The sequence below is a fragment of the Campylobacter sp. FOBRC14 genome, assembly GCF_000287855.1.
Lineage (GTDB): Bacteria > Campylobacterota > Campylobacteria > Campylobacterales > Campylobacteraceae > Campylobacter_A > Campylobacter_A curvus.
The window spans coordinates 117,872-130,644 of record NZ_ALJJ01000018.1 but is presented as its reverse complement, the minus strand read 5'-3'; the positions used below and the strand labels follow the sequence as shown (position 1 = coordinate 130,644).

Below are 12,773 nucleotides of genomic sequence, written 5' to 3'. Positions count from 1 at the left end.
GAATAATCTTGGCGTTGATTTGCTACGTAGCCATAAAGCAGAAGCGAAGCTTTTAAATTTTCATTAGCATTTTATCGTTTAAATTTTGAGTGTTATTTCGATACGCTAAATTTAGCGTTCGTGTTTCGTCTTTTTCTTGGCTAAATTTAAAAGAGATGATATAATTTTTCAAATAATTTTTTAGGACGAGCTATGATAAAAATTTTAATGATAGAAGACGATATGGAACTAGCCGAAATTTTGACCGAATATCTGGAAAACTACGATATCAAAGTAACTACCGCAGAGGAGCCTTATATCGGGCTATCCACGCTAAATACAGGAGAATTCGACCTTGTCATACTAGATCTCACGCTACCGGGGATCGATGGGCTCGAGGTTTGCAAAGAGATAAGAAAAAATCACAACATCCCTATCATCATATCAAGCGCCAGACACGATATAACCGATAAAGTAAATGCACTTGACAACGGAGCGGACGACTATCTGCCAAAGCCTTATGACCCGCAGGAGCTCTTAGCTCGTATCAAAAGCCATTTGCGCCGTCAAAGCGTGAGCGCGAGCGATGAGAGCGTGCAAAATCAGCAAAAAGATATCGTTTTAAAAGACTACGAGCATGAGATATATTTCAAGGGTGCACCGCTAAATTTAACGGCTGCCGAGTATGACATACTAAAATATCTCTTACAAAAAGAAAGCGGCGCCGTCACGCGTGAGGAGCTCATCTATAACTGTGAGAGCATAAACGAGGACAGCTCGAACAAAAGTATCGACGTCATCATCGGCAGGATCCGCTCAAAACTCGGGGAAAACCCAAAAGAGCCGCGTTACATCCACGCTATACGCGGTATCGGCTATAAGTTAGTATTATAATGCCGCGCTCATCAGTATTCATCACGATAACCTTTATCTTCGCCTTGGCGCTAGTTTCGATATTTTTGGCGTTTTTGTGGTTGATGGGATATGACAAACAAAACTACACCAGAGAGCTTAATACGAAGTACTCCAACGTCGCACGGACAAATCTTTTTTACATGGGCGGCATAATCGACAAAGACGAATACGACAGGCAGCTTAAAAATATCGATATGCCTGAAATTTCAAACGAAGCCAAAAAAGATGAAATTTTAGCCAAGGCCAGCGTCATAGAGGAGGTCTCGGACGACATAGGCTCGAGCGCGATACTGCTTTATAACAAGCATCATTACCTCAAAATACAGCATCTTGACGAGATCAAGCTGCTTATGGATAAGGAATTCCAGCCTTATCGCTATGAGGTCATAAAGGCCGTATTTATCGTAGTTGCGATCATTTTGCTGGGCGCGTATATATTTGTGATCTATAAGATAAAGCCGCTTCGCAGGCTAAAGCGCCAGATAGATAAATTTGCAAACGGAGAGCTTGACGCGGTGAGGAACGTGAGCCGAGGAAACGATGAAATTTCAGAGGTCTCGCAGGCATTTTATGACGCTGTTTCCCAGATAAAGGCGCTCAATGACTCGCGTCATCTTTTCTTACGAAATATCATGCACGAGCTAAAAACGCCTATCACAAAGGGACTCATCGCCGCGCAGATGATAGAGCGGGGCAAGAACCAGGAGCGGCTCATATCGGTATTTCACAAGCTAGAAAGCCTGATAAACGAGCTCGCGGCTATCGAGCAGACTACATCCAAGATCGCTCTTAGCAACAAAACCTCTTGCCTGGTGCAAGACCTCATAGACGAAGCGCTTGATATAGCGATGATAGAAAAAGGTCAGGTAAATGTGAGCGAGATCGATGAGGTCAAGCTGATGGTTGATTTTAAACTTTTTGCTATCGCGATAAAAAATATGATAGATAACGGCATCAAATACTCTACCGACAAGCACGTAAATATCGTCGTTTCAAACGAGCATATAAAATTTATCACAAACGGCGAACGGCTGAAAAATGACCTTAGCTTTTACATCCAGCCGTTCATCAAAGGTGAGAACGCTCAAAAGAGCTTCGGACTTGGGCTTTATATCGTTAGCAACATCCTTGAGTCGCACGGGCTAAAGCTAGGATACGAATACAAAAACGGGCTTAATATATTCATGTTTGAGAATTTAAAAGATATAATAGTTACACAAAATCACGATGCAAAAAGGGAACAAAATGGCGGCTAAAATTTTTTCACAGGCGGACATTTTGCCGCTTTTAGAGCTTGAAATTTCTATGATCGAGCGTTTTGGCGGCGATAAAAGCGGCGCGAAAAGCATCTCTTTAATATATTTTTGCCTCCCAAATAGCAACGAATACGGCGAAATTTTCGAGAAAATTTTAAGACAAACCGATGTCGTGATAAGAGAAGGCGAGCATTACATCGCCGTGCTTTACGGCACCGATAAAGAGGGCGCGTCGGTGCTTTTAGGCGGGATACAGGAGTTTTTAGGCGCTAAGCCGATCGATCTTGTGGTGAGCTATCCGCAAGATGCAAAGGACGCCAGGGCGCTTCTTACGAGGTTTCAAGACGAGATCAAAGATAGCTACGAAATTTTACTCGACACCTTGCTTGCAAACGATAAATTCGAGGCGTTCGAGGACATTATTTGAAAATTTTAGGCTCTGTTCCAACAAAGCATCGTTTTAACTTTTACAAAAGCGAAGTCAAACCTTGCTAGCGAGCTTATCGCCGCCGATTTTTAGGGAAGTCGTAAGACTGACCGCAAAAATCGTGCTACATGTTCGGCGCTTTGCGGAGCGAGCAAGGTTTTTGCTTCACTTCGTTTGCGACTGCATAGCAGAAGCGAAGCAGATATCAATACTTTACTATAACAGAGCCAAATTTTATAGACACAAAAGGGAGGGCGGATGGAAAATTTTCTTTTATTTTTTGCGATCTTGCTGATAACTAGCATCTTGCTAAGTAAAATTTCCGATAAATTCGGTATCCCTTCTCTCATAGTGTTTCTCGGCGTGGGTATGCTGGCAGGCTCTGACGGGCTGCTTGGTGTAAATTTCGACAATCAATTCATCGCTCAAAACGTCGGTATGCTGGCGCTTATTTTTATCCTTTATGCGGGCGGGTTGGATACTGATTTTGCCGCGATAAAGCCGATATTTGGGCGAGGGCTCATGCTGGCTACCGTGGGCGTGGTGCTCACTGCACTAGCCATCGCACCGATAGCTAAAATTTTACTAGGCTTTGGCTGGCTGGAGGCACTTTTGCTGGGTGCTATCATCTCATCTACCGACGCTGCGGCGGTGTTTGCCATACTCCGTGCAAAGAAAATTTCGCTTAAAAATAACATCGCTCCGCTTTTGGAGCTGGAGTCTGGCTCGAACGATCCTATGGCGATCTTTTTAACGATGAGTATCATCCAGATGATCTCGCTAAGCACGGTCCCGTCGGCTTATGAGTGGTTTAGCTCGCTTATAATGCAGTTTGGCGTGGGTATCGCTATGGGCTATGTTTTTGGCGTGATGCTGCCGGCTATCTTTAATAGGCTCAGGCTAAAGAGCTGGGGTTTGTATCCGGTCTTTTCCATGGCTTGGATACTGCTTTTATACACGCTTTGTTTCAAGATCGGCGGTAACGGCTACTTGGCCGTGTATATAGCGGGAATTTTCATCAATAAAAAAGAATTCGTGCATAAAAAGAATTTGATCGGCTTTCACGACGGCATAGCGTGGGCGATGCAAATAGTCGTATTTTTGACGCTTGGGCTGCTGGTTTTCCCGTCACAGCTGCCTAGCATAGCGCTCATGGCTTTCGTGCTCGCACTTTGGCTGATGTTTATAGCAAGGCCTCTTGGCGTATTCGCCTCCTTGCTTTTTTCTAAATTTAGCCTAAACGACAAGCTTTTCATCTCGTGGGTCGGGCTTCGAGGAGTCGTACCTATCGTGCTTGCGACCTATACTTATGTGGACCAGATCCCAAATGCAAACATCATTTTCAACATCGTGTTTTTCATGGTCATGATTTCTATTTTCACGCAGGGCATGTCGCTTAGCTATGCGGCGGATAAATTTAAGGTCAAGGACGAGGAGGAGGCCCAGGAGCCGGCAAAGGTGAAAAATTCCCCGATACTCACGTATGCTTTGCGTCAGCATACCATTCATTTTGGCTCGAAGCTCATAGGTAAAAACCTGGCCGAGCTGGAGCTGCCGGCTGATTTTTTGATACTTCTTGTAAAACGCAAAAACGAATACATCAAGCCGACCGGCTCTACCGTGTTTGACGACGGAGATCTGCTGCTCGTGCAGTGTGAAAATCACGCCTTGTATCAAGAGACGATAAAAAGCTTCATGGCGTAGGCGGGTCGGGTGAAATTTAAGGGAGCGCCGTCCCCAAATTTCAATCCTCTAAAGCTTGAGCTAGATCGGCTATGAGATCCTCCGTGTCCTCGAGCCCGACACTGATTCTTATCAGCTCTTTGCTGATGCCGGCCTTTTTTAGCTCCTCGGCTGTGAGCTGATGGTGAGTGGTGCTGGCCGGATGTGTGATAAGCGACTTCGTATCGCCTATATTCACGACGATCTTAAATAACTTCACCTTGCTTAGTAGCTTTTGAGCGCGCTCGAAGCTATCGGTCTCAAAGCAAAACAGCCCGCTTGACATGGCGTTTTTGAAGTATTTTTGCGCCTTTTTGTGATCTACGTTGCTTGGCAGTCCAGGATACGCCACGCTTTTTATAAATTTATGCGAATCTAAAAATTTAGCGATCTCAAGGGCGTTTTGCGAATGCTTTTGCATGCGTATGCTAAGCGTCTCGAGCCCTTGTATGAGCTGCCACGAGTTAAAGGGCGATATCACCGCACCGATGTCTCTGACGACCGCTAGCCTCATCCTTAGCGTGTAGATGTCAAATTTATCCGCCATATCAGTGTAAAGGATATCGTGGTAGCTGGGATCGGGGACGTTAAAATGCTCATATCTAGCGTTGCCTTTTATCTTGTCGTTTAGGTGTTTGGCTGCGACCACGACGCCACCGAGGCTGAGTCCCTGACCGCTCATATATTTGCTCGCGCTATGCACCACGACGTCTACGCCGTGCTTAAAAGGCTGTATGAGTATCGGCGTTGGCACTGTGTTGTCAGCTATCGTTATGACACCGTGCTTGTTGGCTATGGAGACGATCTTTTCGATATTTGGGATGGAAATTTGCGGATTTGAGAGCGTCTCGAAAAATATCGCCCTCGTGCGTTCGTTTATCAAATTTTCAAGATCGTCCGCCGTATCGCTGTCAAATATTTTAGCCTCTATGCCAAAGCGCTTTAGACTGTGAGTAAAAAGCACCGTCGTGCCGCCGTAAATTTTCTTTGCGATGATGATGTTATCGCCCGCACTGGCGATATTTACGATGCTGTAAAAAAGCGCCGCCTGGCCGCTGGCAGTGGCGATCGCCGCCGCCCCGTCCTCAAGGGCCGCCACGCGAGTTTCAAACACATCGGTCGTCGGATTGCCAAGCCTTGTGTAGATGTGTCCGCTATCTGTTAGATTAAACCTCGCTGCGGCAGTCTGCGCGCTGCCAAAGTCGTAAGCCGTACTCTGAAATATCGGCACGGCCATCGTGCCAAAGCCTGAATTCGTATCGTATCCCGCGTGGATCGCCAGCGTCTCTTGCTTCATTTTCGCTCCTTATGAAATTTGATAATGCGAATTATACATTTAAAATTTTGAAATTTGATATAATTTCACAAAAAACGGAGCTAAAATGAGCGCAGCGGACGATAAATTTAAGCGCGTGAGATATTTAAGGGCGCTTGAAAAATTTGCAAAATCAGCCATAAACGGCCTAAAGCGCGATGATTTTGATGAGGCGGCTTTTGCGGATAGGGTGGCTAAAAACGCTCAGATCATCGCCAAGATAGAGCCCGTGTATCTTGATCAGCCATATACCAAAGCGCTTGAAAATTTTATAAATTTACTGATCGCAAACACGCCGCGAGATGAGCTTTTGCGTAGCGCAAACGCCCTTGACAAGCTTAAAAATTCTAAAAACTACAAAAAAGAAAAGCATAAAAATAAATTTAAGGACGAGCATTGAAAACGATAATCTTTGACATGGACGGCACGATCATAAATAGCGGCGTGGCGATAGAAAAAACTGTGAACGACATCAGGGCAAATATGGGCCTAGAGCCGCTGCAGACGGACTTTATAGTAAAAGCGATAAACGAGCCGGGCAGGAATTTATCGCTTGATTTTTATAATATCGATAAGCCCTTTGCCGGGCTAAAAGAGGGCTTTGAGGAGAAATTTAAGGCTTATTACGATCTTTATGCCGTTTGCTACGATGGCGTGAGCGAGCTTTTGGGCCGATGTAAAGATGAAAATTTCAAGGTCGTTCTAGCCAGCAACGCTCCGCAAAATACGCTCGAAGCTATCTTAAAGAAAAATGAAATTTTACATTTTTTCGACGAGGTCATCGGCGCTGGTAAGGACATCCCGCAAAAGCCAGATCCTACGATGCTTCATATCGCTTGTGAGCGCACGAACGCCAAAAAAGCGATGTTCGTGGGCGATAGCATGAAAGACGAGCTTGCCGCAAAAAATGCCAAAATGGCGTATCTGCAGGTAAGCTGGGGCTTTGGAAAGCCAAGCCCGAGCGCGACTTTCAACGCTCAGGATATGAAGCGAGCGTGGGAGATAATCTCGAAATTTTAGCCGGTATGGATTAAATTTTATTTAGCTTTATTTAGTTATAATTAAAAAATTTTGTATAAGGCGGCCGAATGGACGGGATTTTCGAGGGAAGCGCAAGAGATAAATTTTACGATATTTTGTTTCATGCCGATAGAGCGGTCGTGTCAAACGAGCTTGATAAAATTTTTGAGATTTTCGTCGCTATGCGTGAGATTTGCGATGAAAACGGCTTTGATGAGGCTTATTTACAAAATTTTATGGCTAGAGAAGCGGATAAAATTTATAACGGACTAAATGACGTCTATATTGGGCTTAGCGGGGAAATTTTGAGTCAAAATGAGTAAAATTTCAGCTATTTTTTTTCTTTTTGCGGCTTTGGCTTTTGGTGCGGCGCCAAATTTCGATCCGAGCCAAACTCACACATTTGAGCTTAAAAAAGACGAGTGGGGCAGGGTTTTCATAACAGAAAAGGCGACACAAAAAAGAGATGTTTTCGACTTTCGCTGGACGCTGTTTGACAGCACCAATATCACGGTGCAAAGCTTTTTCAGGCGCTATCCAAGACAAATGGTGATGTCGCTAAGACACGGGCAAGATACCTATATGCAACGCGTTTTGCCCGACTTTACGATGCCGCCTAATGAAAGCGTGACGCTTTATCTCTCGTTTGTGAAATTTGAAAACCGCACGGCATTTTTTAGCGTGAATATCCTTGATGAAAGCAAACGTATAGACGTGGAATTCGTAGATCCGAAAAAATAGATGAGGTAAGATATGGACAAGATCAATGAAATAATGATGGAATTTATAAAAGAGCTTGGCTATGAGCCGGCTTTAAAGATGTTTTTAAGCGTAAATTCCGGTAAAAAGCTACGCTCAAAGCTGCTTTTAAAGATAGCCGGCACCAGTGACGAGACGCTCAGGCTTTGTGCGATCATCGAGCTCATACACCTTGCCAGCTTGCTGCATGATGACGTGATAGACGATGCTGACACGAGACGCGGTAAGCCTAGCATAAACGCGCTTTTTGGCACTAAAAATTCCATCATGCTAGGAGATATCTTTTACTCCAAGGGCTTTTTCGAGCTTGCAAAATTCTCACCTAATATCGCGCGCCTAGTCTCTGAGGCCGTCAGTAAGCTAAGCATAGGCGAGCTGATGGATGTGGATCTAAGCGAAAATTTCAACGACGATAAACAAAAATATATGGATATGATCTACTATAAAACAGCTGTTTTGATCGAGGCGACCGCTGCTTGCGGCGCTATTTTGGCAGGGCTAGACGAGACGAAATTTAGAATTTACGGTAAAAATTTAGGTCTAGCCTTTCAGATAATAGACGATGTGCTAGACATCACGCAAAGCGCCGATACGCTTGGAAAGCCCGCTATGAACGACTTTAAAGAGGGCAAGACGACGCTTCCTTATATTTATCTTTATGAAGCCTTGGACGAGAAGGGCAAAAAGCGTCTAAGATCGCTTCATGCAAGGGACATGAGCGAGGAGCAAAGCTCGTGGCTGACGCGGAATTTCGCTAAATTTGACTGCGTGCAAAGATCTATAAACGAGGCCAAAGCTCTTTGCGAGGATGCCCTCGTCGCGATAAAAGGATACAAAAACAAAGAGCTTGAAGAGATCATAAAAAGCATGATAGACAGGGAATTTTGATGCATTATTTAAATATCAGCTTTACTTATAAAAATACCGATATCTCCGTTCGTGAGAAGCTCGCCTTTGATAGCGACGAGAAAAAAGATCAGATATTAAGACTGCTAAAATCAAGCAAAAATATCATAGAGTGCATGGTGCTTAGTACTTGTAACCGCGTCGAGGTGCTGGCGTATACAAACGATATAAAAAGCGCGATGACGCACATCATAAGGTGTCTGACGGTATATTCTGGCGTTTTTGAGGACGAGCTTTTCGAGCGTGCAGACATCTACGAGGATAGCGGTGCGGTGCATCACCTTTTTGCGGTAGCCAGCTCGCTTGATAGCCTGGTCGTGGGTGAGACACAGATCGTAGGACAGCTAAAGAACGCATTTAAATTTGCCTTTGATAACGCTTCAAGCGGCGAGCATATCAGCCGTTTGGTGCATTACGCTTGTAAATGCGCGGCCAGGGTACGAAACGAAACGCAAATTTCAAAAAATCCTATCTCCGTTTCAAGCGTCGCGGTCGCGAAGGCAAAGGAAATTTTCGGCACTCTTGAAAACAAGACCGCCGTCGTCATAGGCGCTGGCGAGATGGGCGAGCTGGCTGCAAAGCACCTCATAACAAGCGGCGCTAACGTCATCATCATCAATAGAAGTAGCGACCACGTCGAGGAGCTGGTCGAAAATTTAGGCGACAAGGCTAGCTGGGACAGCATCCTAAAACTAAAAGAATACATCAACAAATACGACCTCATATTTTCCAGCACCTCCGCGCCGCACGCGATCATCACGGGCGAGCTCATAGAGCCACAGGAATTTCGCCGTTACTTTTTTGACATCGCCGTGCCTAGGGACATCGATCTGGTAAATACCGATAAGATCAGTGTTTATTCGGTCGATAGCCTGGAGGAGATGGTGCGTAGGAACCTCGCTCTTAGAGAGGAGCAGGCGCAGACGGCATACTCGATCGTAGGACAAAGCACGAATGAATTTTTGAAATTTTTAAAAGACAACATCAGCATACCGCTCATAAAAACGATACGCAAAAAGGCTGAAATTTGCGCTGAGGCGGAGCTAGAAAAGGCGCTTAAAAAGGGATATTTGAAACACAGCGACAAAGAAGAGGCCGCAAAGCTCATACATCAAGTTTTCAAGGCGTTCTTGCACTCGCCTACGATAAATTTAAAGAGCCTCGCGAGCAAGAACGACGCCGAGCAGATCGCCGGCGGGATAAAATTTTTATTTGATATAAAAGAGGAAAATTTAGAAAATTTAACGAAGGATATAGATGAGATTTAGCAAATTTTACGCACCGACGACCAAGGAAGCCCCCAAAGACGCGAGCCTACCAAGCCATATATTTTTAGTGCGTGGCGGCTTCGTAGAACAGATCGGCTCGGGGCTTTACAACTTCTTGCCGCTTGGCAAGATGATGCTTGATAAGATAACAAAGGTCGTAAAAGAGGAGATGGACGCGGCTGGAGCGCTTGAGGTGAGCTTTAGTGTGGTGACTTCGGGCGAGCTTTGGAAGCAAAGCGGGCGCTTTAACGTCTTTGGTAAGGAGCTTTTGCGTTTTAAAGACAGAAAAGAAAACGACTTCGTGCTAAGCCCGACGAACGAAGAGGCCGCAGTCGCGCTCGTGCAGGGCAAGGTCACTAGCTACAAGCAGCTTCCGCTAAATATCTATCAGATAAATACGAAATTTAGAGATGAGGCCAGGCCGCGCTTCGGGCTGCTTAGAGGGCGCGAATTTACGATGAAAGACGCATATAGCTTTCATGCGAACGAAGCTGATATGAAGCGAGAATTCGACCTGATGGAGGCGACGTATTCTAAAATTTTCACTCGTTTGGGGCTAAATTTTAGAGCCGTTGAGGCTGACAGCGGAGCGATCGGTGGCAGCGGGAGCAAGGAATTTATGGTGCTTGCCAAAAACGGCGAGGACGATATACTTTGCTGCGATAGCTGTAAATACGCCGCAAATGTCGAGGCTGCAAAACGTGCGAAAAAGACTAGCGACGCTCCTGCGCCTCAAGCCGACGCGGCTAAATTTTACACTCCGGACGCCAAAACGATAAAGGCGGTGGCGGAATTTTTCAAGGTCGATGAGTTTTATACGATAAAGGCCGTCATCAAAAAGGCGATCTACGAGGATACGCAAAAGATCGTGGCATTTTTCGTTCGCGGCAACGACGAGCTGCAAGAGACCAAGGCGCAAAATGCTTGCGGGGCGCTCGAGCTTGTAGATGCGAGCGAGGACGAGGTCGCCGCGGCCGGGCTGGTGGCAGGCTTTTGCGGGCCTGTGGGGCTTAGCGGCGTCGATTTTTACATAGATAACGAGCTAAAGGGCCAGACGCAGATGATATGCGGCGCGAACGAAAAAGACTATCACTTCGTCGGCGTGAGCGTCTCGAGCTTTAACGACGAGCGCTTTAAGGATCTAGTCAGCGTCCAAGCGGGCGATATCTGCCCTAAATGCGGCGGCAAACTGGAGCTTAGCAAGGGTATCGAGGTCGGGCACATCTTTCAGCTGGGATATAAGTACTCAAGCGCGATGGGCGCGACATTTTTAGACGAGAACGGCAAGGCCATGCCGTTTTTGATGGGCTGCTACGGCATCGGTGTGAGCCGCCTCATAGCCGTGATGGTAGAGGCTAGCCACGATGATCGAGGCTGTGTGTGGAAAAAGGAGTGCACGCCATTTGAGTGCGAGATCGTCATCTCAAATTTAAAGGATGAGGCGGGCGTCAAATTTGCGACTAAGCTTTATGAAAATTTACGAAATTTAGGGCTTTGCGTGCTACTTGATGACAGGAACGAACGCTTTGGCGTGAAGATGAATGATTTCGAGCTATTGGGCTTTCCGTATGCCATCATCGTCGGCAAAGGTCTGGAAAACGGCGAAGTAGAGCTGATCACGCGGGACGGACTCGTAAAAGAAGTCGTCAAAAAAGATGAAATTTTGAGCGTTTTAAAAGAAAAGCTATGCTAAAGCTACTTTGGACACCTTACGTCATCGCCGAGCTCATCTGCCTTTACTTTTTCGTGCATCGATACGGCTTCTTAGGCTTTGTCTCGGAGGTCATCATAAGCGGGATCTTGGGGTTATTTTTGATGTTTCGTGTGGGATTTTTCGAAATAACCTCGAGGATGGCTTTTGTAAAGCCAAGCGATATCTTCGGTGCGCTCGGGATGGCGATAGGCGGATTTTTTCTATTTTTACCGGGTGTTTTGACGGATTTTATCGGAGCGATCGTCGTAGTTTTGGCGCTTTTTGCTAAATTTAGAGGCGGTGAGGATAGAGCTGGCGAGAATTTTAACTCGTATAGGTATTATCAAAGCGCAAATAGCAGCGAAAATAGCGATATCATCGACGTTGAAGTCATCGAAGAGAAGCAAGATATAGAGGATAAAAGATGAAAATTTTAAAAATCGCAACGAGAAAAAGCGTGCTCGCACTCTGGCAAAGCGAGCATATCAAGGCACGGCTGATGGCGCAGCATAGCGGGCTGGAAGTCGAGCTGGTAGGGATGAAAACCAAAGGCGACGTGATCCTTGACACGCCGCTTGCAAAGATCGGCGGCAAGGGGCTTTTCACAAAAGAGCTCGAAGATAGCATGCTAAGCGGGCAGACGCACATCGCAGTACATAGCCTAAAAGACGTGCCGGTCGCATTTCCTGACGGGCTCGTGTTGGCAGCGATCTGCTCGCGCGAAGACGTGCGAGACGCGATGATCAGCGAGCGTTACACCAAATTTGACGATCTGCCACAGGGCGCAAAGGTCGGCACGACGAGCCTGCGTCGCAAGATGCAGCTTCTAAGGATGCGTCCTGATCTAAACATCATCTCGCTTCGCGGTAACGTGCAAACAAGGCTACGCAAGCTAAAAGAGGGCGAATTTGATGCGATCATCCTTGCAATGGCGGGCATAAATCGCTTAAATTTAGCTGACGAGGTTGCGCATATTTATCCGTTTGACATCGCGCAGATGACGCCGGCGATGGGGCAGGGGGCGCTTGGGGTCGAGGCGGTAGATGACGCCCAAATCCTAGAAAAGATCAAATTTTTAAACGATGAAAGATCGGTTATCGAAACGCGTGTGGAGCGCGATTTCGTCACGCTTTTAGAGGGCGGATGTCAAGTGCCTATCGGCATAAACGCAAGGCTAGCGGGTGAAGAGATCGAGATAAATGCGATCGTGGGGCTGCCTGACGGGAGCGAAGTCATCACTGAGAATTTAACCGCCAAAAAGAGCGAGTTTGAGAGCGTTGGCAAGGAGCTTGCGCGCGAATTTATCGCTCGCGGGGCAAAAGAGCTTTTAAAACGCGCCGAGGAAATGGCGAATTTATGAAATTTTTGCTCGCGCTTTTTGCGGCGCTAAATTTTGCCTTCGCCGGCTCAAACACCGAGCTTATTAAACAGCTTTTTACAGATCCAAATTTTAATAAAACTGCTCATTTTGCAGGCGAGATGAAATAGCGAAAATTTTCAGTTGGCAAGGATG

At 46.1% G+C, this 12,773-nt stretch carries 15 protein-coding genes; 14 read left to right on the top strand and 1 reads right to left on the bottom strand.

Annotated features, from left to right (window positions below):
- The first annotated feature begins 192 nt into the window (after positions 1–192).
- The 4 genes from HMPREF1139_RS09605 (at position 193) to HMPREF1139_RS09590 (ending at position 4,281) form a co-directional block, all read left to right on the top strand.
- Positions 193–873 (top strand): response regulator transcription factor, encoded by a 681-nt coding sequence (locus tag HMPREF1139_RS09605; protein ID WP_009651419.1) that lies wholly within the window; start codon positions 193–195, stop codon positions 871–873.
- A complete protein-coding gene (locus HMPREF1139_RS09600) occupies positions 873–2,150 on the top strand; it encodes an ArsS family sensor histidine kinase (RefSeq protein WP_009651315.1) in 1,278 nt (425 codons plus the stop codon). The genes HMPREF1139_RS09605 and HMPREF1139_RS09600 overlap by 1 nt, the downstream gene beginning before the upstream one ends.
- Complete coding sequence (locus HMPREF1139_RS09595; protein ID WP_009651416.1) at positions 2,140–2,577, top strand: pyridoxal-5'-phosphate-dependent protein; 438 nt, start codon at positions 2,140–2,142, stop codon at positions 2,575–2,577. The genes HMPREF1139_RS09600 and HMPREF1139_RS09595 overlap by 11 nt, the downstream gene beginning before the upstream one ends.
- A 258-nt stretch (positions 2,578–2,835) precedes the next feature.
- A complete protein-coding gene (locus tag HMPREF1139_RS09590; protein WP_009651143.1) occupies positions 2,836–4,281 on the top strand; it encodes a potassium/proton antiporter in 1,446 nt (481 codons plus the stop codon).
- A gap of 40 nt (positions 4,282–4,321) precedes the next feature.
- Here the strand turns inward: HMPREF1139_RS09590 and HMPREF1139_RS09585 are convergent, their stop codons facing one another.
- The gene (locus HMPREF1139_RS09585; protein WP_009651259.1) at positions 4,322–5,596 is read right to left on the bottom strand and encodes an O-acetylhomoserine aminocarboxypropyltransferase/cysteine synthase family protein; all 1,275 of its coding nucleotides are present in this window, start codon (positions 5,594–5,596) and stop codon (positions 4,322–4,324) included.
- A gap of 85 nt (positions 5,597–5,681) precedes the next feature.
- Between HMPREF1139_RS09585 and HMPREF1139_RS09580 the strand changes: the two genes are divergently transcribed.
- The 10 genes from HMPREF1139_RS09580 (at position 5,682) to HMPREF1139_RS12000 (ending at position 12,748) form a co-directional block, all read left to right on the top strand.
- Entirely contained in the window at positions 5,682–6,014 is a 333-nt protein-coding gene (locus tag HMPREF1139_RS09580) for a hypothetical protein (protein WP_009651424.1), read from the top strand.
- Complete coding sequence (locus HMPREF1139_RS09575) at positions 6,011–6,634, top strand: HAD family hydrolase (protein ID WP_009651119.1); 624 nt, start codon at positions 6,011–6,013, stop codon at positions 6,632–6,634. The genes HMPREF1139_RS09580 and HMPREF1139_RS09575 overlap by 4 nt, the downstream gene beginning before the upstream one ends.
- A 68-nt stretch (positions 6,635–6,702) precedes the next feature.
- The gene (locus tag HMPREF1139_RS09570) at positions 6,703–6,957 is read left to right on the top strand and encodes a DUF2018 family protein (RefSeq protein ID WP_009651113.1); all 255 of its coding nucleotides are present in this window, start codon (positions 6,703–6,705) and stop codon (positions 6,955–6,957) included.
- A complete protein-coding gene (locus HMPREF1139_RS09565) occupies positions 6,950–7,375 on the top strand; it encodes a hypothetical protein (RefSeq protein WP_009651443.1) in 426 nt (141 codons plus the stop codon). Before HMPREF1139_RS09570 ends, HMPREF1139_RS09565 begins: the two co-directional genes overlap by 8 nt.
- Before the next feature lie 12 nt (positions 7,376–7,387).
- Complete coding sequence (locus tag HMPREF1139_RS09560; RefSeq protein ID WP_009651453.1) at positions 7,388–8,281, top strand: polyprenyl synthetase family protein; 894 nt, start codon at positions 7,388–7,390, stop codon at positions 8,279–8,281.
- Positions 8,281–9,567 (top strand): glutamyl-tRNA reductase, encoded by a 1,287-nt coding sequence (gene hemA, locus HMPREF1139_RS09555; protein ID WP_009651284.1) that lies wholly within the window; start codon positions 8,281–8,283, stop codon positions 9,565–9,567. Before HMPREF1139_RS09560 ends, hemA begins: the two co-directional genes overlap by 1 nt.
- Entirely contained in the window at positions 9,557–11,260 is a 1,704-nt protein-coding gene (locus HMPREF1139_RS09550) for a proline--tRNA ligase (RefSeq protein ID WP_009651386.1), read from the top strand. The genes hemA and HMPREF1139_RS09550 overlap by 11 nt, the downstream gene beginning before the upstream one ends.
- Positions 11,254–11,688, top strand: coding sequence for an FxsA family protein (locus HMPREF1139_RS09545; RefSeq protein WP_009651459.1), 435 nt, complete (start codon positions 11,254–11,256; stop codon positions 11,686–11,688). Before HMPREF1139_RS09550 ends, HMPREF1139_RS09545 begins: the two co-directional genes overlap by 7 nt.
- Entirely contained in the window at positions 11,685–12,620 is a 936-nt protein-coding gene (gene hemC, locus HMPREF1139_RS09540; RefSeq protein ID WP_009651199.1) for a hydroxymethylbilane synthase, read from the top strand. The genes HMPREF1139_RS09545 and hemC overlap by 4 nt, the downstream gene beginning before the upstream one ends.
- Positions 12,617–12,748 carry a hypothetical protein gene (locus HMPREF1139_RS12000; RefSeq protein WP_009651208.1) on the top strand — a complete coding sequence of 44 codons (132 nt, stop codon included), beginning with the start codon at positions 12,617–12,619 and terminating at the stop codon, positions 12,746–12,748. Before hemC ends, HMPREF1139_RS12000 begins: the two co-directional genes overlap by 4 nt.
- The last annotated feature ends 25 nt before the right edge of the window (positions 12,749–12,773 follow it).